The sequence below is a fragment of the Rodentibacter ratti genome (assembly GCF_002000485.1).
Taxonomy (GTDB): domain Bacteria; phylum Pseudomonadota; class Gammaproteobacteria; order Enterobacterales; family Pasteurellaceae; genus Rodentibacter; species Rodentibacter ratti.
On record NZ_MLAJ01000011.1, the window covers coordinates 23,359 to 45,662 of the forward strand.

17 protein-coding genes and 2 pseudogenes are annotated in these 22,304 nt (G+C 38.5%); 7 read left to right on the forward strand and 12 right to left on the reverse strand.

Going from position 1 to position 22,304, the window contains the following annotated elements; translation table 11 throughout:
* Positions 1-142 precede the first annotated feature (142 nt).
* The 3 genes and pseudogenes from BKG94_RS08700 to BKG94_RS08710 all read right to left on the reverse strand — a co-directional run.
* Positions 143-976, reverse strand: coding sequence for an FRG domain-containing protein (locus BKG94_RS08700; protein WP_077436265.1), 834 nt, complete (start codon positions 974-976; stop codon positions 143-145).
* Positions 977-2,374, reverse strand: coding sequence for a restriction endonuclease subunit S (locus tag BKG94_RS08705; protein ID WP_077436267.1), 1,398 nt, complete (start codon positions 2,372-2,374; stop codon positions 977-979).
* Positions 2,367-4,061, reverse strand: a pseudogene (locus BKG94_RS08710) (class I SAM-dependent DNA methyltransferase); the annotation flags it as partial. The pseudogene BKG94_RS08710 and the gene BKG94_RS08705, both read right to left, overlap by 8 nt.
* Before the next feature lie 370 nt (positions 4,062-4,431).
* On the opposite strand from BKG94_RS08710, the gene pyrD reads away from it, so the two are divergent.
* Positions 4,432-5,451, forward strand: a complete 1,020-nt coding sequence (gene pyrD, locus BKG94_RS08715) for a quinone-dependent dihydroorotate dehydrogenase (protein WP_077436269.1) — start codon at positions 4,432-4,434, stop codon at positions 5,449-5,451.
* Positions 5,451-6,275 (forward strand): RNase RNM, encoded by an 825-nt coding sequence (gene rnm / locus BKG94_RS08720; protein ID WP_077436271.1) that lies wholly within the window; start codon positions 5,451-5,453, stop codon positions 6,273-6,275. Before pyrD ends, rnm begins: the two co-directional genes overlap by 1 nt.
* Before the next feature lie 130 nt (positions 6,276-6,405).
* On the opposite strand, the gene BKG94_RS08725 is transcribed toward rnm, so the two are convergent.
* From BKG94_RS08725 to BKG94_RS08740, 4 genes are all read right to left on the reverse strand, one after another.
* Positions 6,406-7,035, reverse strand: coding sequence for a histidine phosphatase family protein (locus BKG94_RS08725; protein ID WP_077436273.1), 630 nt, complete (start codon positions 7,033-7,035; stop codon positions 6,406-6,408).
* Positions 7,036-7,088: 53 nt separating this feature from the next.
* Entirely contained in the window at positions 7,089-8,456 is a 1,368-nt protein-coding gene (gene tdeA, locus BKG94_RS08730; protein ID WP_077436275.1) for a toxin/drug exporter TdeA, read from the reverse strand.
* A gap of 75 nt (positions 8,457-8,531) precedes the next feature.
* Positions 8,532-10,463 (reverse strand): MacB family efflux pump subunit, encoded by a 1,932-nt coding sequence (locus BKG94_RS08735; RefSeq protein ID WP_077436277.1) that lies wholly within the window; start codon positions 10,461-10,463, stop codon positions 8,532-8,534.
* Positions 10,464-10,480: 17 nt separating this feature from the next.
* Positions 10,481-11,656: an efflux RND transporter periplasmic adaptor subunit gene (locus BKG94_RS08740; RefSeq protein WP_077436279.1), complete on the reverse strand. Its 1,176-nt coding sequence runs from the start codon at positions 11,654-11,656 to the stop codon at positions 10,481-10,483.
* Positions 11,657-11,919: 263 nt separating this feature from the next.
* Here BKG94_RS08740 and glnS point away from each other — a divergent pair, with 263 nt between their 5' ends.
* Entirely contained in the window at positions 11,920-13,593 is a 1,674-nt protein-coding gene (gene glnS / locus BKG94_RS08745; RefSeq protein WP_077436281.1) for a glutamine--tRNA ligase, read from the forward strand.
* Between the two features lie 121 nt (positions 13,594-13,714).
* Complete coding sequence (locus tag BKG94_RS08750) at positions 13,715-14,155, forward strand: YcgN family cysteine cluster protein (RefSeq protein ID WP_077436283.1); 441 nt, start codon at positions 13,715-13,717, stop codon at positions 14,153-14,155.
* 104 nt (positions 14,156-14,259) lie between these two features.
* On the opposite strand, the gene BKG94_RS08755 is transcribed toward BKG94_RS08750, so the two are convergent.
* Positions 14,260-14,610, reverse strand: coding sequence for a hypothetical protein (locus BKG94_RS08755; RefSeq protein WP_077436285.1), 351 nt, complete (start codon positions 14,608-14,610; stop codon positions 14,260-14,262).
* 158 nt (positions 14,611-14,768) lie between these two features.
* Positions 14,769-15,185: pseudogene (locus BKG94_RS08760) on the reverse strand (transposase); the annotation flags it as partial.
* 348 nt (positions 15,186-15,533) lie between these two features.
* Here BKG94_RS08760 and BKG94_RS08765 point away from each other — a divergent pair.
* Positions 15,534-15,998, forward strand: a complete 465-nt coding sequence (locus BKG94_RS08765; RefSeq protein ID WP_077436287.1) for a hypothetical protein — start codon at positions 15,534-15,536, stop codon at positions 15,996-15,998.
* Positions 15,971-16,948 carry a nucleotidyl transferase AbiEii/AbiGii toxin family protein gene (locus BKG94_RS08770; protein WP_077436289.1) on the forward strand — a complete coding sequence of 326 codons (978 nt, stop codon included), beginning with the start codon at positions 15,971-15,973 and terminating at the stop codon, positions 16,946-16,948. The genes BKG94_RS08765 and BKG94_RS08770 overlap by 28 nt, the downstream gene beginning before the upstream one ends.
* A gap of 361 nt (positions 16,949-17,309) precedes the next feature.
* Here the strand turns inward: BKG94_RS08770 and BKG94_RS08775 are convergent, their stop codons facing one another.
* Genes BKG94_RS08775 through BKG94_RS09935 form a run of 3 tightly spaced genes read right to left on the reverse strand, consistent with a single transcriptional unit; the run spans position 17,310 to position 21,172 of the window.
* On the reverse strand, positions 17,310-20,006 hold the full coding sequence (locus tag BKG94_RS08775) for an N-6 DNA methylase (RefSeq protein ID WP_077436291.1): 2,697 nt from the start codon (positions 20,004-20,006) through the stop codon (positions 17,310-17,312).
* Positions 20,003-20,806, reverse strand: coding sequence for a DNA-methyltransferase (locus BKG94_RS08780; protein WP_143530073.1), 804 nt, complete (start codon positions 20,804-20,806; stop codon positions 20,003-20,005). Before BKG94_RS08780 ends, BKG94_RS08775 begins: the two co-directional genes overlap by 4 nt.
* Before the next feature lie 21 nt (positions 20,807-20,827).
* Entirely contained in the window at positions 20,828-21,172 is a 345-nt protein-coding gene (locus BKG94_RS09935; protein WP_143538929.1) for a helix-turn-helix domain-containing protein, read from the reverse strand.
* 141 nt (positions 21,173-21,313) lie between these two features.
* Here BKG94_RS09935 and BKG94_RS08785 point away from each other — a divergent pair.
* The coding region (locus BKG94_RS08785) for an IS1595 family transposase (protein WP_077436293.1) at positions 21,314-22,304 on the forward strand (991 nt) is incomplete at its 3' end.

Genomic DNA, 22,304 nt, shown 5'->3' on the forward strand with positions numbered 1-22,304 from the left:
CCCACGAATCCAGTAGGGACACACTGCGTGTGTCCGTATAAATTAAAACAATCCATGCACACCAATATAACCTATCAGCTATTTGTCATTAAATATATTGTTTGTTCGTGCGTGAACCTTACGTTTCACACACTCTACCTAGCTACTCTTGAGATTCCAAATTAATTTTTGCAATTGCATTATCAATACCTCTCTCACAGTTTTTAACTTTTCCAAATAAATCAGGATAGATTGTAGAAGAATCAATATTTATTGATGCTAGATAATTTAAAATCTCTTTTCTTAAATCACTAGATATTAGTATTTTCTTAATTGATATAATTCCTGTCTTGGACAAATTCTCTAATTCAAAAGAAGATTTATTAATAAATACTCCTTTCTGATTTATGATTCTATTTCCAATCTTTCTTGTTGGTTCAAATACAATTTTTTTATCACTAAATAAAGAATCAGTGAGTATATAAATTACCCTATATTTTTTATCCTCATCTTGAGCATCATCTTCTTCCTCTTTATTTTCAAATGCAAAATAAAGTGCAATATGAAAGGACTTTGACCAATCTAATAAAGGTGATTTTAACTGATAATGTTGACCAAAAGACCATAGTTCTATTTCAGATAAATCAGATGGTAATATTATGTAACCATCAAGACTTATATTCAATAATTTATCTTTACAGTAAGCAAGATAGTGATCTTTAAGTTTTATATAATCTTTTTCTAAATTGATCCTTTTTGAAAAAGAAGATTTTACATATCTTTCTAAAGTAGATTCTAAGCGATAATTAACTTTGCTATGACCTCGAAAATAAATAGAGTAATTTTCTACTTCATTGGCTGTTCTGATAGTGTTAAATTCTTCTGGTGTAAAATTATCAAATTGATAGATATATTGATTTAGAAGTTCTTTTAATTCATCAGGATCTCTTATTACTTTATCTACTTCAAATATATCGTTTCCTGCAAGTTTTTCCATTTAAATTTCCCCATTCAACAATCTAGGTAATAATAAATCTCTTGTTTCTTTTAAAATAATAGAGCTATATGTGTTCTCTCTAATCAATTTCATCATTTTCTTAGATAAAATATTGAAATAACCCATTACATTATCACTAGGTACGATACATTTTTGTGATTTAACTATATCTGTTTTAAGATTTGTGAATACACTTCCATTTCCTTGAGAAACTAGATTTTCTCTAATGTGTATAAAGAAGAAATAAAGATATTCTTGGCTTAACTCTTTAATTTCTGAAAAATATAACCAACCGTCATGAATACAAGCATCAATCTCTAAAAATCTTGGTAATCCAGGGGTTGCACTGTTAGATAGAATTAAACTACCTTGTTTTAATAAAACTGTTTTAGATAAACCTTCTGGTTTTATGTATTCTTTTGTGGAAAATAAAAATGGATTATCTTCTGCTGTTGCATCAGATATTTTTATCCAATTTAGTCCAGTCTCTGATATGAAATCTTTGATCGGTCTTGGAGAGCTGCCCCTTTTTATAGTCATTAGAGAACCAAGCTCCTGCACCTCCCACCCCCTCGGCACTTCCCCAAATCCCTCAACTTCCTCAAACTCACTCGGAAACGCTCTAGCAATTTCCGCTAATTCTGCGTATTGGTCGGGGTGGGTTTGGGAAAGGGCGGTTAATTCTTCCGGTGTTTTTCCGCTGATGATTTGCATAGCGGCAAGTTCGGCTTCTGCTTGGGTTTTGCCTTTTGCGAGGGCTTCGGCTTTGGCACGCACGGGGTCAAAATCCACAAACCAGCTTTTAAAGATCGCTTGAGCGATTTGTTCGAGGGTTTGGTTGATTTGGGTGTTGAGTTGGATTTTTTTGTCTAAGCAAAACAGAATATTGGCTATTTTCCTTTGTTCTTCTAAATTAGGGATTCTTAATATAGATTGTTTAATTGTTTCTGTGCCTAGATTTACTTGCACTCCACTATTTGAATTTGCTCTAAGATATTCAATTTGTTTTGGTGAGTTTAGATAATAATAAAGAAAAATAGGATCTAATAAATCCTCTTTTAAAACTCTAATTCTTCCAACTCTTTGATTTAATACAAATCTATTAGCTTGAGATATTCTTGCGCAGTAACCGAGTAACGCCATTGAATTTTTCATATCAGTCATTGCAATAGTTATATCATTAGGTATTAAAAGAAATTTTTCTAAATTTCTATAATAATCTTTAGATACAAAAACAGGTGTTGAGTCTTCCTTAAAGCCACCACCTCTATTTATATAACCCATTCTAAAAACTTCATGTGTATTTTCTGAGAAATTAACATAGTCAGAATTTTTAAAAGCGAACCCATTTTGAAAATCACATAATTCTTCTAATGTATATTCTTTCCAATCACTCATACCCCAACCCTCCTAAATTTTTCTTAATCTCCGCTTCCAATTCCGCACTTTGTTTAAACTGTTCTTTTAAAAGTGCGGTCAGTTTTTGCATTTTTTCGGCAAAGGGGATGCCGTCGTCTTCTTGTTCGGCGGTGCCGACATAGCGACCGGGAGTGAGAACATAATCGTTCTTTGCAATGTCCTCTAAGGTGGCAGATTTGCAGAAGGCAGGTTGATCTTCATAGTCTTGTGATTTTTGCCAAGCGTGGAAGGTGTTGGCGATTTTGGCGATGTCTTCAAGGGTGAAATCACGCAATACCCGATCTTTCATATAGCCAATTTGGCAGGCATCAATAAATAGTACTTCACCTTTGCGGGCTTTGTTGCGGTTTAAAAACCAAATACAGGCAGGGATTTGGGTGTTGGTGAACAGTTGTCCGGGTAGGGCGACCATGGCTTCCACAAGATCCGCTTGTACAATGGCTTTGCGAATTTCCCCTTCGTTGTTGGTTTGGCTGCTCATTGAACCGTTGGCGAGTAAAAGAGCCATTTTGCCCTTAGGCGAGAGGTGGTAAATCATATGTTGTAACCAAGCAAAGTTGGCGTTTCCTTTTGGCGGTATGCCGTATGCCCAGCGTGGATCGTCGGCGAGGCTTTCGCTCCACCAATCGCTGATGTTAAACGGTGGGTTCGCCATAATGAAATCCATTTTTTGATCGAGATGTTGTGGCTGGGCGAAACTGTCGGCATTGTGTTTACCAAAGTTGTAATCAATGCCTCGAATCGCCATATTCATCGCCGCAAGTTTCCATGTGGTGGGGTTAAATTCTTGCCCGTAGATGGATACTTGGTTGATATTGCCTTGGTGAGCAGTGATAAAGCGTTCCGTTTGCACAAAAAAGCCGCCACTGCCCATTGCGGGGTCGTAAACCCGCCCTGAATAAGGTTCGAGCATTTCAACAATGAGAGAAACGATAGATTTCGGGGTGAAATATTGTCCGCCCCGTTTGCCTTCCGCTTGGGCGAATCGTCCGAGGAAATATTCATAAACGTGCCCGAGAATGTCTTTTGCCCCTAAATGAATCGGTGTGCCGTTGTAAGTGGGCTGAGTAAAATTCGTATCGGAAAAAAGATTAATTAAGCCCCGTAGGGTATCTTCATTCACCCCATAGCCACTAATGCGTTGCAATACGCCTTTGAGTTTTTTTTCGTTATCTTTTTCTATGGTATCAAAGGCATCATCAATCAGGCGTGCGACACCGGCGAATTTGCCACCCCAAGGTAATTCCGTACCGGTATTAAAAAGGGCGACAGCTTGTAAGGCTTGCCAACGGGCGGAAGGCGGTACCCAGAAGATATTATCGGCGATATAGTAATCACGATTTTCTAATTCGGCACTGAGGGCAGCTTCATAGTCTTCTTCCGAATCGTAAAAAGTGCGGTCAAGATAAAGGGGATTTTCGGCATCGGTGAGTTCCGCACGGATTTTTTCTTGCTGGGCGGTGAAGCTGTCGGAAATGTATTTTAAGAAAATTAAGCCTAAAACAATGTGTTTATAATTGGCGGCATCAAGTTGTTGGCGGAGACGGTCTGCGGCAGACCAAAGTTTTTCATCTAAATCATTAAGAAAGGCTTGCTGTGTTAGCGTTTCATTGACACAATCTTGGTGGCTTCTGGCTTCTGCATAAAATTTATCCTTTGTAAAGTGAAAATGTTGATATTTCTGAAAAAAGTGCGGTTATTTTATAGAAAAGTTGAAGTCTGAACAATTTGATTTTAAGCCTTTCAATGCGCTTTTTTGATTTTGTATTTCATTGCACATTTCCCCCTTTCCTCGTAGAATACACAAACGCTTTTAATATTATGTTGCCAATGTACAGAGCAGGAATTTCAATAAGTAGGGACACACTGCGTGTGTCCGAATTTTAACCTATTGAAATGATTTTATAACGGACACACGCAGTGTGTCCCTACAATGAAAATAAATGCAATACGACATAATACAGCCCCATCTTCAAAGTGCGGTTGATTTTGACCGCACTTTTTTTACAGTCAACTATCCTGAGAGATAAACGAGTATGTATAAATTATTCCGTCAATGTATTTTTCAAATGGATGCGGAAACCGCCCATAATTTCACCCTTCAATGTTTAAAACTTGCCGGTCATCCGTTGTTGCAGCCGCTGCTGAAATCCGTTATTGGCACGCCAAAGGGTTCGGAGAAAACCGTGATGGGGGTGCGTTTTCCAAACCCGATTGGCTTGGCAGCGGGGGCGGATAAAAATGGCGATGCCATTGATGGTTTTGGGGCGTTGGGATTTGGTTTTGTGGAGGTGGGCACGGTGACCCCTCTTGCCCAAGACGGCAATGCGAAGCCCCGCCAGTTTCGTTTGATTGAAGCGGAAGGCATTATTAATCGCAATGGGTTTAACAATAATGGCATTGATTATTTGATCGAAAATGTGAAAAAAGCACGTTATCGTGGGGTGATCGGCGTCAATATCGGTAAAAATAAGCAAACTCCATTAGAACACGGCAAAGACGACTATATTTTCTGTTTGAACAAAGCCTATAACTATGCCGGTTATATTACCGTGAATATTTCATCGCCGAATACGCCGGATTTGCGCCAGTTGCAATACGGTGATTATTTTGATGATTTGTTGCAAAGTATTAAGGCTCGTCAGGCAATTTTATCGGATCAATATAATAAATATGTGCCGATTGCGGTGAAAATTGCACCGGATTTATCGGAAGCGGAATTAGTACAAATTGCCGATACATTGGTTCGTCATAAAATGGACGGGGTGATTGCCACCAATACCACCATTTCCCGTGAAAACGTCGCAGGTTTGAAAAATGCCGACGAGCAGGGCGGATTAAGCGGTAAACCGTTGCAGCAGAAAAGCACAGCGATTATTAAACGATTAAATGAAGAATTGAAAGGGCAAATCCCGATTATTGGCAGCGGTGGGATTGACGGTGTGCAAAATGCCCAAGAGAAAATGGCAGCCGGCGCCGAATTGTTGCAAGTGTATTCCGGATTGATTTATCACGGGCCGAAATTAGTGAAAGAATTAGTAAAAACCATTAAATAATGACAAAAATATACGATTTACATTGTCATAGCACCGCATCGGATGGCGTATTAAGTCCCACTGAAGTGGTGCAACGGGCTGCAGAGCAAGGCGTAAATGTGTTGGCATTATGCGATCATGATACGGTTTGTGGAATTGATGAGGCTCGCTTGGCGGCAAAAGAAGTGGAAATCGAATTGATAACCGGTGTGGAGATTTCCACCACTTGGGAAGGGCGGGGAATTCATATTGTGGGGCTGAATTTTGATCAAACTCACCCGAAAATGACCGCACTTTTGGCAACGCAAAAAGCCCTACGTGAGAAAAGAGCGGTAGAAATTGGGGCTAAATTAGAAAAAGCGGGAATCCCTAATGCCTATGAAGGGGCAAAAGCCTTAGCGAATGGGGAAGTGACACGCGCTCATTATGCCCGATATTTGGTACAAATCGGCAAAGTGTCGAATGACGGACAGGCTTTCAAACGCTATTTAGGGCAGGGTAAATCCGCTTTTGTTAAAGCAGAATGGGTGGATATTCCCACTGCCATAGAAACCATTCAGGCGGCAGGCGGAATGGCGGTCATTGCGCACCCTTTGCGTTACAATCTAACGGGAAAATGGATTCGCAAATTAATCACCGATTTCAAAACTTGGGGCGGTGATGCTATGGAAATTTCCGGCTACGGACAAACCAAAGACCAACGCCAAATGCTCGCCCGTTGGGCAAATGAGTTTGGTTTATTAGGTTCGGTAGGATCCGATTTCCATTTTCCTTGTGGTTGGGTAGAGTTAGGACGGAATTTAGATTTGCCTGAAGGCGTAGAGCCAATTTGGACACGGTTTTAGTGTAGGGACACACTGCGTGTGTCCGTTACAAAATCAAATTATTTCAAGATGTTATAAGCGGACTCACGCAGTGTGTCCCTACAAATCCCAAGCGTAATGCTGAAAAATAAGATAAAAAATGACCGCTCTTTTACCCTAAATGCCCCGCATCATTCACTTTTTCAACACTAAAGCCTTTTTCGCTGTCATAATGCACAATGCTAATGGCAGTGTTGAGCAGGGAAATGGATTTGCCTTCCTCTCGGTGATTTTGCCAAGTCGCACCGCCGAATAGGGCGAGGAGTAAGCGTAATGTATGACCGTGAGAAACCACCAAAATATTGCCTTCATGGTGGATTTGAATAATGTCTTCTATCGCTTTCATGGCTCGCTTGGCGAGTTGTTCGTAGGTTTCTCCACCATTTGTTTTGGCTTTGTAATTTGCCGGATCCGCGATCATTTGTTTAAATTCAGCTTGTTCACGCAAAGATTCAACCCATTGACCTTCCCACTTTCCAAAAAATTGTTCGTTTAACCCTTTGTGTTGAAAAAGCGGAATATTGCGTTCAGCAATAATCTGTTCAGCCGTATCAATCGTGCGTTTTAATATGCTGGAATAAGCCGCCACAAAGGGAATGTGTTTTAATGCCATTCCTGCTTTTTGAGCCCCTAAAATGCCTTGTTCGGTGAGGGGAGAGTCGCCATGTCCTTGCATTAAACCCTGTTCATTCCAAACCGTTCTGCCGTGGCGGATAAAATAAAAAGTCAGTTGTTTTTTCATCTTTATAAACCGAGTAAAAAATAAGGAAGCCGAAACTTCCTTATTGTGAGGGATTAACGGGAATAATAACCCGCCATTGAGCTATATACGGCGTTTTCTGCCTGAATTAAGCTATATTTTGCTTGCAAAATAGCAAGCTGTGAGGTTTTTTCGGTGTTGGCCGCATTTAGCCATTCGCGCAATTCGGACACCCCGGCGTTATAGCGATTACGATAATATTGTGTGATACGTTTATTGTAGTTAAAGGTTTTTTGCTGATTCGCAAAGGCACTTTGGGCTTGAGTGAAAGCAAAATAGTTGGTATCCACATCATTTAATGCGGTAGTGATACTTTGCTCGTAATTTAAACGTGCGGTTTCATAATCGGCTTCAGAGATTTTCACATTCCATTTCACCGTATTCCAATTTAAGAACGGCAAACTAATTCCCACTGTCCCACCTGCAACAGGGCTATGAAGAGCGTTGCCGACTTTGTTCCCCGTTGAGCTTAAACTACCGCCCAAGGTGATTTCCGGGAACCAACCTTTTTCTGTGGCTTTAGCATTTTTAAATGCACTGCTTAAGCGGTATTGATTACCTTTCACATCAGGACGATTGGCGATCACCGAAACCGGCACATTCAAATTCACGCCCACGTTTTTCACTTTAAGAATATGTGGGAAAGTGATATTGAGCGCTTCTTCCGGTTTTAAATTCAGTAAATTACGCAGGGTTTGTTCCGCCGTTTTACGTTGGGTTTGATAGTTGATTAAACTATTACGTGCGCTTAAAACCGACTGTTGGGCTTGATCCACACTTGCTGCATCGGCAACACCTTGGCTTAAGCGGCGTTGCATAATATTGCTGATGTCATTGTAATATTTGATGCTTTCTTGTGTGGTACTGATGGCATCATTTAAATAGGCGATTTGATAATAGGTCGTCACCACAGAGTTGATTAAAGACAATTTTGTCGCTTCTAAATCTTGTGTGGTGGCTTTGTGTGTCCATTCTGCCGCATCGGCAGAATCCGCTAAACGACGCCATAAATCAAGGGTATAAGCCACATTGAGTGAACCGCCGTGTGAAATTGTTGAACTTGCGGAAGTATCAATACGGCGTTGTGCACCTGATGAGGTTGAACCGCTAAAAGTTGGCACTAAATTTGCCCCTACTAGGTTTGCATTATAAAGGGCACGATTAACGGCAACGGCGGCTTTGGCAAGATCTTTATTGTTCAATAACGCTTGTTCGACCACTCGGTTAAGTTGTGCATCATTATAAAGTGCCCACCAATTTTCTTTCACATTGAATTGCTTGGTGATTTCTTCATATTTTTGATAGTCCGCTTGGCTGGCTTGGTAAGAATCGCCAATATTGGCACAGCCGGCAAGGGTGGTCGCCATGACAATAGCAAGGGACAATTTTTTCATTTTTAACATTGTTTTTTCCTTTATAAATCGTGAAAAAAGTGCGGCTGATTTTAACCGCATTTTAGGGTTTTACAAAATCTATTTCTACTCTCGGGCGAGGGCGGTAATCGGGTTCAATTTTGCCGCCCGTTTTGCCGGCATGTAACCAAATACTACACCGATGAGCGTTGAAAATAACACGGCAGTGATAATAGAAGCAGTGGAAAATGCCATCGTGAAATCCTTCATAAATAGGTTAAATAGTAATCCGATTAAACCGGAAAGCAAAATACCCGTAATGCCGCCTATTAAACAAATCAATACCGCTTCAATTAAAAATTGCTGCAAAATATTGGTTTGACGGGCGCCAATCGCCATTCGTACGCCAATTTCTTTGGTGCGTTCCGTGACGGAAACCAGCATAATATTCATCACACCAATGCCGCCGACAATCAGCGAAATAAAGGCAATGGAGGAAATCAGTAGTTTCATTGTGCCGGTGGTGCTTTCAATAGTTTGTTTAATGGTGTCACTATTCATCACAAAAAAATCTTTTTTGCCGTGGCGTAAGCTGAGTAATTCAGTGATGCCTTTTTCCGCCACAGTGGAATTTACATCATCGGCAATTTTCACGGTGATGGAGCTGATTTTTTTGCTGCCGGAAATACGGTTCATCACCGTGGTGTAAGGCGCATAAACATTCAAAGAACTGCTTGCACCACCCATTTGTCGGTCCGATACCACACCAATAATCCGCAAGGGGCGTTTATTAAACATCACTACTTTGCCTAAAGCGGATTCATTTGGGAAAATAGCTTTTTTAGCACTTTCATCAATTAACGCCACTTGATTATTTTCCAATACATCCTGTGCAGAGAAGAAATTGCCTTGTTTGAGGCTAAGCCCTTCTACATCAAAATATTGCTCGCCGACCCCTTTTAGGCTGGTAGAGGAGAAGGTTTGATTGCCATACACCAATGTACCACTGGAGGAACTATTTGGCGTGACACTTTGCACATAGCTCTGTTGATTTAACGCATTGGCATCATTGACGGTGAGATTTTGCATTTGCTCGGCACGGCGATCGCCAAAACCCGTACCATTGAAAATGGTCATGGTGCTGGTGCCGATACCTTTGATATTTTCAAGAATTTTCTGTTGTGAACCGTTGCCTAGTGCCACCACAGAAACCACGGAAGTAATCCCAATGATAATGCCAAGCATGGTAAGCAACGAACGCATTTTATGAGCCACGATGGCACTGACGGACATTCGAAAGGCTTCAGTGAGCTGATCTTTGCTAAAGCCAAAGTGCGGTTTAATTTTAACTTGATTTTCAACCGCACTTTTTACCGCTTCTTTTTGAGAATCCGCAATGATTTCGCCGTCTTTAATTTCAATCACTCGGTTTGCACTGGCGGCAATGTCACGGTCGTGGGTCACCATAATAATGGTATGCCCCTCATGGTGAAGTTGACGCAGGATTTCCATCACATTTTGTCCGCTGTGGGAATCCAATGCGCCGGTAGGTTCGTCTGCTAAAATAATTTCACCGCCATTCATTAAGGCACGGGCAATACTCACACGCTGTTGCTGACCGCCGGAAAGTTGGTTGGGTTTATTTTGCCATTTATCGCTTAAACCCAATTTTTCGAGTAATTGTTTTGCCCGATCAAGGCGTTGGGTTTGAGGTATTCCGGCATAAATAGCAGGCAATGCCACATTTTCCGCCGCAGTGAGGCTGGAAAGTAAATTATAACGTTGGAAAATAAAACCGAATTTTTGGCTTCGTAGATCGGAAAGTTGATCCGGCGAAAGTTGATGGGTTTCTTTACCGTCAATTTTGTAAGAACCACTGGTTGCCGTATCCAAACAACCAATGATATTCATCAGTGTGGATTTTCCCGAGCCGGACTGCCCGATAATCGCCACAAAATCGCCTTTCTCAATAGTAAGGGAAATATTTTTGAGAATGTGGACCAGATTTTCGCCTTCGCCAAAGTAGCGGTTGAGTTGATTAATTTCAATAATATTCATCAAATTTTTACCGCACTTTAGAACATTCTCGGTCCACGACCACTATTACCAACTTGTTCGCCAACAGCGACTTGTGACACGATCACTTTCTCACCTTCCGCTAAACCGGATTTAATTTCCGTTTGAAAATCATTTTGTACGCCGATTTCCACTTCACGCATTTCAGGTTGATTGTTTTCACTCAAAATATTGACGAAGGTTTTTCCCTCTCTTTTTTGAATCGCCATATTTGATACCAACAAGACATTTTGCGCATCAGCGATTTTGATATTGTTTTCCGTTGTCATCCCAATACGCAAAGTGCGGTCAGGATTATCCACAATTAAATTGGCGTAATAATAGACCGCACTTGTACTACTTGATGTGCTTGAACTACTGGATGATGTAGAGCTGTTATCACTTTTTGTGGTGGTGGCCGGATCAACGGAGGAAATCACCGATTTATAATGGGTGTTGGGATCGGATAAAATAGTAAAACTTACCGCTTGTCCGGCTTTGACTTTGGTGATGTCGCCTTCTGAAATTTCCGGTTTCACCAACATTTTATCTAAATCTGCCACTGTCACGATAGTTGGGGTAGTTTGTGCGGAGTTGACGGTTTGCCCTTCAGAAATCGGTGTAGAAATGATCGTGCCATCAATAGGGGAGGTAATTTGCGTGTAGCCCACGTTGGTTTCTGCTGTGTTCACTTCAATTTCTGCTTGTTTAATGGATTCTTTTAAAGCATCGACTTCAGATTTTGCCGCATCAAAGGTGTTTTTCGCATTATTTAGCTCATCAAGCGAGGTGGCTTTTTGCCCATATAATTTTGAATAACGGGAATAGGCGGATTGTGCCACTGTCAGTGAGGTTTCTTTTGCTTTTAATTGTGCTTGATAGCTCGCAAGGGCGGCTTTTTTCGTGTTCAGGGCGTTAATTTGCGTAGTGGAATCAATATCCGCAATTAAATCGCCTTTTTTCACTTCTTGCCCAAGAGTAACGTAAAGTTTGGTGATTTTACCGGAAACCTGTGCCCCGACATCCACTTCATTGATACTGCTGATAGAACCGGAGGCGACAACGGTCTTTTCAATATTCCCACGGGTGACTTTTTCAGTCAGATAGGTGGATTGTTGATTGTTATTGTTTGCAAAAAAATAGTAGGCAATTCCGCCTACACTTAAGAGTCCGAGTGTAATAAAAATTTTCTTCATTGAGATTAAATTCCAATTAATTCAATTTTAATTAATGAACGTTTGTTCATTTTGTGTATTTTAATGATAAATCCCTTGTTTTGCACGAAAAATTTGGGAATGAGACAAGCTATTTCTCAATAGGTTTGCCTTAATTGTGAATTTTCACATAGCAAAATTAGCTGAAAATTAGGAAGGCAATCGACCCAATTTCTCATATCTCGCTTTTTAGCTGTAAAACGTATAGAATAACGAGATTATTTTTCTATTGATTTGAGAAAGTTATGAGCAATACAGAACATGGTTTAGAAAATGCGGAAAATACACGTCCGCACAATTTTATTACCCAAATTATTGATGAAGACTTGGCAAGCGGTAAACACAAAGAGGTTTACACCCGTTTCCCACCTGAGCCTAACGGCTATTTGCATATCGGCCATGCGAAATCCATTTGCTTGAATTTTGGCATTGCGAAAGATTATAACGGTTTATGCAATTTACGTTTTGACGATACCAACCCTTTGAAAGAAGATGTGGAATATGTGGATTCCATTAAAGAGGATGTTGAATGGTTGGGCTTCAAATGGGCGGGTGAAGTGCATTATGCCTCGGATTATTTTGATGCGCTCTATGATTATGCCATTGAGTTAATCAAAAAAGGCTTGGCTTATGTGGACGAGCTTTCTCCAGAAGAAATGCGTGAATATCGTGGCACGCTAACAGAGCCGGGTAAAAATAGCCCTTACCGTGATCGCAGTGTTGAGGAAAACTTAGCCTTATTTGAAAAAATGAAAAACGGTGAGTTTGCGGAAGGAAAAGCCAGTTTACGGGCGAAAATTGATATGGCTTCGCCATTTATGGTGATGCGTGATCCTGTACTTTATCGGATTAAATTTGCCAACCACCACCAAACCGGCGATAAATGGTGTATCTATCCGATGTATGATTTCACCCACTGTATTTCCGATGCCATTGAACGCATTACACACTCATTATGCACATTAGAATTCCAAGATAATCGCCGTTTGTATGATTGGGTATTGGATAATATTTCTATTGAACGTCCATTGCCGCATCAATATGAGTTTTCCCGGTTAAATTTAGAAGGGACGCTAACCTCAAAACGTAAATTATTGAAATTAGTGGAAGACGGCATTGTGGACGGTTGGAACGATCCCCGTATGCCGACTATTTCAGGTTTACGCCGCCGTGGTTACACACCGGCATCTATCCGTGAATTTTGTCGCCGTATTGGGGTCACCAAACAAGATAACGTGGTGGAATATAGTGCATTAGAAGCCTGTATTCGTGATGATCTCAACCAAAATGCGTGCCGTGCCATGGCAGTGATTGATCCGGTGAAAGTGGTCATTGAAAACTTTGAAGGCGAAGAAATGTTGACTGCACCAAACCATCCGAATCGTCCGGAACTAGGCGAGCGTCAATTACCTTTCAGCAAAGAAATCTATATTGATCGTGCCGATTTCCGTGAAGAAGCCAATAAGCAATATAAACGTCTTGTTTTGGGTAAAGAAGTGCGTTTACGCAATGCTTATGTGATTAAAGCAGAGCGTGTGGAAAAAGATGCCAATGGCGAAATCAGCACGATCTTTTGTACCTATGATCCGGATACATTAGGAAAAAATCCGGCAGATGGTCGTAAAGTGAAAGGAGTGATCCATTGGGTTTCTGCGGTGCATAACCATCCGGCTGAATTCCGTCTTTATGACAAACTCTTTACGGTTTCAAACCCGGGCGCAGAAGAAGACATTTGTTCAGTGGTCAATCCACATTCCCTTGTGGTAAAACATGGATTTGTAGAACAAAGCCTTGGCAATGCAGAAGCGGAAAAAGGTTATCAATTTGAACGTGAGGGCTACTTCTGTGCAGACAGCAAAGACAGCCACCCTGAACATTTAGTGTTTAACCTCACCGTTAGCCTAAAAGAAAGTTTTTAGTTTTCATTAAAACAAGTGCGGTCAAAAACAAGGGTGATTTTGACCGCACTTTTTGTTTTGTCTGTCATTATGGACAGCATACAGATTGACTTTAAATACAGTCGTAAATAAAAAACTCATGATGAATTTATCTCCTAATTTCTGGCAAACTAAATCCCTCCTTGAAATGACTGATTCCGAATGGGAAGCGCTGTGTGATGGTTGCGGGAAATGTTGTTATCGCAAATATATCCAAGGGCGTGGGAAACGGCAGAAACTTTATTACACCCGTATCGCTTGTAATTTGCTGGATCTGGAAACCGGAAAGTGCGGTCATTATGCAGAACGTTTTAGCCTTGAAAAGGATTGTACAAAACTCACGAAAAAGAATTTGCCCGATTTCCACTGGTTGCCTGATACCTGTGCTTATCGGCTTCTTTATGAAGGAAAATCCTTGCCTGAATGGCATCCGTTAATTTCAGGTGATGAACAATCGGTAAAAAATGCCGGTATTTTTATTGCCAATGGAGTGCATGAAAATGAAGTGATCGATTGGTTTGAATTCGTTATTGATGAAGAGTAAAAATACAGCGAAAAATCGATATTATGTAGCAGTTGCACAAAGCCGTTTTAAAACAAGGCGACCTTTCCGTCGCCTTTATTTTTGTGGCTAATTCTGTCATTTTATTAGTGGCGATTATTCCATTTTTGGTAATAAATCTCAACGCTATCTAAGCAGTAAACTAATATTCTGCCAGCAATCACCTCGTTTTCCCACTGCATTAAACCTTCGATTTCATTTAGCCTTTTCTGTGCTTGGTATTGGGCGTAGGCTTTTGAGTAGCGAGGTTCGACCGGCTCTATTTTTGCAGGGACTTTGGTTTCCAATAAATCAAAAAATTTGTTGATATTACGCCGTTCACGCCATCTTACCGTATGGCGTTTTATATCATCCCAAATGGAATGGTCGCCCCATCTCCAAATGTCAAAATCCTCACTGGATTCAAAATAGATCCGCATATCATAATGTAGCTTCATTTTTGCTCCTTATTAGGTCGTTTGTAATGAATGGATGCCAAATCGGGCTTCGGGCATTTTATTGCTTTGCCAATAGCCGGTAAAATGGCGTGAGGGTAAAGTGTTGAACGTGCAGCGTAGCAAATGTTCAAATTTCTCTTTGACGCTTTTTCGACGATTAATGGCGTTAAATCTTTCCTCTTTTCTAGGCTTTCACGGAATTTGTGTAGTAGTACCCATGCGGTTTTATATTGCACGTTGAGCTTGTGAGAAAGGGAAATGGCGGATAAGCCTTTGCTTTCGGTGGCAAAGAGAAGGATTGCAATAAGGATTTGCCGCAGGGTGAGTTTGTGAAATTGAAATATTGTGCCTGTGGTAATCGAAAAGCGATATTGGCAGTGTTTGCATTGAAATTGTTGGCGTGTGTGGATGAAATAGGCTTGATGACAAACGCCGCAACGCGGGCAGATTTGCTCCGTTTCACTGTGCCAACGGGCGTTTTTGAGTAAGGCAAGAATTTCGGCATCAGAAAGCCCCGCCACTTGCGCAATCGGCAAGCGGCGTGCTTTGGCTGATAACAGAAAATGCTGTGCCATAAAAACAATAATCCCTTTATTACAACGCTTAAATTTCCAAGCCTTTTTAGGCTTTAAAAAATTAAAAGTCGTAATAAAGGGACTATTATTTTTCTGTGCGGAAAAATGTATTGTTATATAGGGTTCTTGTCAAGGAAAATTTTCAAGCGATTTCAGCTCATCTTTTGAGAAAGCTGTCAAGTCTTTTTTGAATTAATTTTGAAAATTAAAGAATATCAAAGAGTTAAAAAAATTCCATAAAAGGATCTTTTAGATCCTTTAGAAACTAATTGCTGATTTTTTAATCGGTGTTTTTAGATGATTAATCCGCTATAATTACGTCAATGGAAGAAAAATGAGATGATAAAAATGCTTTATATTCCACCCACTAATCCTAATCACTATGTCAGTAGTATTGTTGCCTTAAACATTATCAGTCCTGAAAATACGGGGGACTGGCATAGTGCGGCTGCGTTAAGTGAAAATGCGTATCCCCTTGAGTTCTATCTCTATGGCGAAAATCAGTCTAAAAATACCCATCATTTATTAGGGCAACAAGGTATTATTGACGGTACGCAACGATTGAATGAGATGGGATATTATCCTCAGAATACACCGGTTTGGATAGCCGACCACCCGCGTGCCTGTGTGGATTATCTCTATTATGCCGTGCTGAAAACCGGTTCACTTGGACGGGTAATGCTTGATGATTGGTTTCCTAGCGAGGAAGATAAACTTTCTGTCTATGCTTTAATTGATGCGTTAGAACCCCACTTAACGGATGTTGAAAAGGAGAATTTACAATTATGGAAGAAAAAGAATCCAATAATGTAATCTTAACCGAACGAGATAAACAGCATGAACGCTTAATGAGTGCCATTCTACATAATCTTGTCGAAACGCCCCTTGTCTTAAAAGGCGGCACAGCCCTTTATTTAGGTTATGGATTAAATCGTTTCTCCGAAGATTTAGATTTCGACTCTGATAAGAAACTTAATCTTGTTAATAAAATCAAAAGCTCTGCACCGCACGGCATTGTAATTGATGAGGTGAATGTAAAAAAGGATACCGATACCGTCAGTCGTTATATGGTGAATTACCACGTTCGGGACACAGGACATAAAGATTCGCTAAAAATAGAGATTTCTTATCGTAACCCACCGCCAACGGAACAAATTTCAGTCCAAAATGGTATTCGTGTTGCTTCCATTGAGCGTATTACTGACAATAAATTAAATGCCGCCTTTGATGGTGAAAATACCCGAACAAAAGGGCGTGATTTATTTGATTTACATTTCATCGCAAAGAACTATGGCGATATGTTATCACTTCCGATATTAGAGCGTTTAAGGGCTTTTTCGCAAGATCCTGATAAATTAGTCAGTGCGTATAGCGAAGATATAAAAGCCGATCCACTTTTAAATAAAATTATGGATGTAGATACTATTTCACTTGAGTTTAATGAAATTGCAGAAAAATTACATACAGCGAGATCTTCTATTAAAATGGAAGAAGAAACACCCGCTCAAGCATTAAAGCGTGTATTACATTCAAGAAGAACATCAATACCGTCTGAAGATGAGCAGGATTTAGACTTAAATTTTGATCCTAATTTTGAGTTAGATTCAGAATCTTGTATTGCAGTCGAAAATGCTATTTACCAACAAATGAATGCAGAAGAAATACTGAACCGTTATGCTGAAAAATCTACAAATATGAATAAATCTGAAATACAGAGTTCAACTGTTAATTCTATTATTTCTAAGGGATTAAAAAGGAGATAGCAGATAGGGTAAGGTATTCGAGACGCTCTAAACTCCTACTAGAGATGTTCCAACTTGAAAATTCAAGTCAAAGCGTTTGTGCCTCAAATACCGTACTGCCGCAAGGAACTTGTGGACTTAACGCCTAGATAAGCACATTGACATTCGCCCCATTATGTTGCGATATGCTCAATTTTAGTGGTTTACCTATCTTCCTAGTTTAGGAAATGTAATGGCAAAATTTATTCTTTGGCTTAATTTATTTAGGAAAAATAGCTATGCTAATTAGCTTGAATGTAATCCTGTAAAAATCTCCCCTAAATAAAGTCGTATCTTTTCAACTTTATTTAATAAAATGTAATTTTTTGAGGTATATAAATCCTTAATCCTTCACTGACCTTCTAATATTATAAATCCGTAATAAACTTTGATAAATAATTGTTGGACATAAATTAATATTAAATGCTTTTAGTATTTCTTTACTATCTTCTAATAATAACTCATCTGGAATATTTACTATTCTTCTATTCAAAAGTGATTTGAATTTAGCTATTATTTTTGAAGCCTGTTCTGTTGAAAGTAATTTAGGGTCTAATATCTTTAGATTTTTTGCCATTGTTGTAGAGTTTAAGTCTAATGCCCCCAAGCCTCTACCAAACCCAATACTTTCGATATAAAACAAACTTATACAGCTATTTAATAAAGCGTGCAATATATCTAACTGCTTAGTATCTTTTACAGTTAATCGAATTAATCGCTGATTTACAAAAGAACGTTCTTTAAGACGGTACACACATAACTTTTTATCAGGATTCATAGAAACAACCATATCAGCTAAAGAGTTTGGTTTCATTTCATACCAAAAATGATTTTTTAGATTTAACACCTTTGATAATGGTATTCCGTTTCCATTAGTTACTTTTTCAAATTTTGAAATCCACTCTAATGCACCTGTATGATTTTCACTTCGTAAGACTTCTAATGGTTCAGAACAACAAAAAGCTTCTTTATTTGCTTCCCCAATTAAATAATCAGGTAAATCTTTGGAGCTAAGTAATACAGGTTTAATATAACAAGATTCAATCTTATGTGTATTTTCTGGATAAAACATCTTATCCCATCCACGGCGTTCGCCACGAGCTATATCAATGTAATTACTAACGCTTGTTAATTTCTCAGAAACTTGCGTAACCCATCCAAGGTCGCTGAACAAAGCATTCCACGATATTCCTAACTTTTGAAGTCGGTGAATTTCATCAATGCTATATGTTGATTTTGATATGTGTGAAGACTGAGTCTTAGGACTGATAGTTGCTGTAATCATTTCTGTTAAAATTGATCTATTCCAATCTTTAATTAGTGTATTCGTTGTAATAAAATCTATCCCATATTTAGTGTTTGGATCAGATTTCTCTAATACTAATAATGTGGCAACTACATCTGCATTATCAAACCATTTTCCTTTTGATGAGCAAATAATTTTTAAAACTTTGAAATGTCTTAATAATTCTTCTTTAAATTTTTTGCCCCACTCATTCGCTAACCAAGAATTAGATATAACAACCCCAATTCGTCCATTTTCTTCAACTAAATGAGATAAATAGAATATTATATAGGCGTATAAATCTGATTTCTTACTTAGCTTTAATTTATTTAGTTCTAGCTTATTTGGTATAGTTGCTGTTTCAAATCTAACAAATGGTAAATTTGAAACAACAGAATGCATAATTGGTAATCGTTTTGTTACTGTTTGTTCAATAAATGGATCTATAAAGGATATTTCAGTATTTGGTAATAATTCAAATACATCTTTTTTAAATACTTGCACAAGGCCACCCAAAGCCTGCGGATCTGATAATGCAATAGAGCAAAGTTGTAAAGGATAAGAAAATTTATCACTAGCCCATACTTGATTTAATGCATCAGTAGGAGAGATTTTACATTCTCTTTTAATTTGATAGATTGCTTTAGGAATGGTGCCACTTCCACAACAAGCATCAATAATATTTGCTGTACGATCTTTGATTGTTATAGCTGAAAGAAAATAAGCTAAATTTTCTGGAGTTGAGAATTGACCGACTATTTTTCTTCTAGAGTGTAGCAACGCCGAATCAATAACATTGTGTAAATAATTGCTATCTATTTTATCAAATCTAATATCTCTTAGTAATTCATTTAACTCTAATAGATGTGAAAGGAATTGACTACTAATGTACTTGTCCCCGACATTAGAAAGAAATACATTCATAAAGTCACATTTTTCTGTAATTTCTTCAAATATATGAATAACATCATCGATAGATGAATTCAGATTTAAGTAATTAATAATATCAGCATTACTATTAAAAGTTTTTAAATAATGAGAGAATAAAAATCTATTTACCCAAGAAAGGATGGATATCTCTGCTAATACATCATATTTATTTATATTTTTTAATTCTTCTTTGGTATAATTTTCATTAATCCACTCCGTAATTTCTATATCGAACTCAATGTTTTTAACAGAGCTAATTTCAAAAGTTTTTGATAGTTCACCTTTAAAGGATTTTAAGCTATCAACATAGAGATTTGAGCTTAATTCTAGTAATCCAATCGATTTGTAATTTATACTAGACAGGGTTGTGGATAAATAAAATATTATATCCTCTAGAACAGACTTCCATTTATTTGGATTATTTTCTACATCATTCCTATTTCTAATATCACTTTCAATCCAATTTTTATTGATAGAAAAAGAATTATTCTCCTTTACATAGAGTACAGCCTCTCTAGCATTCCACAATAGAAATGAATTTAATCCCAGTTTATTAGCTTTTAACTTTGCATTTTCGATAAATTCAATATCTGTAATCGGAGTATCTGGCATTTTTAATTCCCAACCCTGAACAACTTCTCCTAATGCTTCATTTCCATATAATAAAACATCAGGGTAAAGCTGTTTTCTGTTGCTAACTTTTAAAGTTCTTTCTCCACCAGCTTTTTTTATAAATAGGTTGTTTTTAGAGCAATAAAGATTTATATGACTAATCACATCTATTGCCCAAGATCTTTCATTATAATTTAGGTTTACTCCATTCATCTCATAACCCTTACGCTAGTACCAATTTGGCTTAGCCTATTAAAAGCTAAATCAATATAATCAATTTTCTTGTCTTTAAATAAAGTGGAATTTTTATTCTTCTCAATGCCACAAAATCTTCTATTCTCCAATGCAGCAGACACTAAAAAACTTCCACTACCAAATGTATTATCTAAAACAAGATCATTTTCATTTGTATAAGTTTTAATCAAATATCGACCTAATTCAACTGGTTTTTGCGTTGGATGTAAGACTTCTCCCTCACTCTCTGCTGTTTTGAAATAAATTACATCTGTTGGATAACGTTCTCCCTCACTTTTTACTAATTGAGGTTTAAAATCCCCATAACTACCTGTTAATTGATTTTTTCTGACTCCTTTATTATATGGCTCACCCTTTTTCATTTGAGGGTTATATGTTGGTTGTTTTCTATAAAATATACAAATATCTTCATATTTTCTTAAAGGTTGCTTCTTTGCATTCAAAAAATTGGTTGGCTTAGATTTTTCCCAAATGAGTTTATATTTGAAGTTCTTTTCATTGGATAAAATTAATTTTGCCGTAAATATTCCTTGCGAAGTTAATACAATAGCGCCATCTTTTTTCACTATGCGATTATACTCTTTCCATAATAATTCTAGATCAATTACACTATCCCATTTATTTTGAGTTGTTCCATAAGGTAGATCACATAAAACCATATCAACTGAATTATCTGGAAATTGACGCATTATTTCCAAACAATCGCCCTCAAATAAGGCATTCTGCATTTCTTGAACAGAAATTTTCTTATTATTCATAATAATTCTCTAAATTAACCTCTAATACTTACTAACAACCTCATCACAAAGAATATAGCTTGTTGATTGTAAAATTCGTTTACCAGAATCTGTTACAGAACGATAATTTTCTAATAAATTCATCTCATCTATTGTAAGTATTAAATTATTAGAGTTCTCAACAAACATCTCACCTTCACCACTCACGAGCCAATTCAAATTTACTCCAGCTCTAGCGATACCAGTCATTCCCTCTGCGTTTGGTTCACGCTCGCCACCGATATAGCCTTGCAGCGTGCGGTAAGCGATTCCTGTTTGTTCGGCAAAATCTTTTATTTTCCAATTCTTAGCTTCACAAACCTGTTTTAATCTTTCTGATATGCACATTTGAGCGTTCCTTTTCAATTTAAAATTGACAAATACCGCAAATGAGCGTATATTTGATATTGATTAGAACGTATTTTATCACGTTTGAGCGTATATTGAATATCCTGCAAACAGATTTTAGACTATTTAAAGAACAACTATATGGCCCAACATTTCCTCCTCTCCAGTAAAGCACGAACGCTTTCGTCCTATGAAGTAGCTCAACTCTCGGACGAACAAGCCTTTGACTTGCTTTGTGAATTAAGATGGGGAAGTAAAGAAAATGTGGTTTGCCCGAAGTGCGGTGTTCAACACGTCGCATACCGTATAAAAACACGCAATCAGTGGCGTTGTAAACATTGCCATCATACGTTCAGTGTGACATCCGGCACAATTTTTGCCAATCGCAAGAAACCAATTAAGGTTTATCTTTTTGCCTTAATGGAATGGGTGAATGCCGTGAAAGGCTTATCTTCACTCCAATTGGCTCGCAATGCCAAATTAAATCCTCGTACTGCCTTTGTATTATCACATAAATTCCGCAAGGCATTACTGGAAAGTCGTGATATGAAACCCCTTTCAGGCGTGGTGGATATGGACGGCACTTATGTTCATCCTGCACCCCGCAAAGCAAACAAGAAATCAGACCGTATTGACTACCGTCTAAAGGAAAACCAAAATCCGGATAAACGCTGTGTCATCGTAGCGCGTGAGCATTATTCGGAGGATGAAAAAGCCAACAATATTTTGCATTGTGGCGCAAAACGTTCGCACGTCTTTGTCGCTCATACAGAATCACAATCCGTAGTAAAAAGTTTTGCGGACAAATTCATTAAGCCTAACACGCGAATCAATACCGATGAAAGCAATGCCTATGATGTCTTGCTACCTTACTATGATTTACGCACCGTCAACCATAAAGAGGAATATCGCAGTGATTTAGGCGTAACGAATAATCAGGCGGAAAGCCTATTTAGTCGATTCAAACGAATGTATTACGGACAGGTTCACCGCATCAGTAACGAATACTTGCTTAATTACGCCAACGAAATCGCCTACCGTGAGGATAACCGCCGTCAATCTAATAAAACCCAGTTTATTGATGTACTCAGTCGATGCTTAAAAACCACCAACGAAAACAACGAATGGTGCG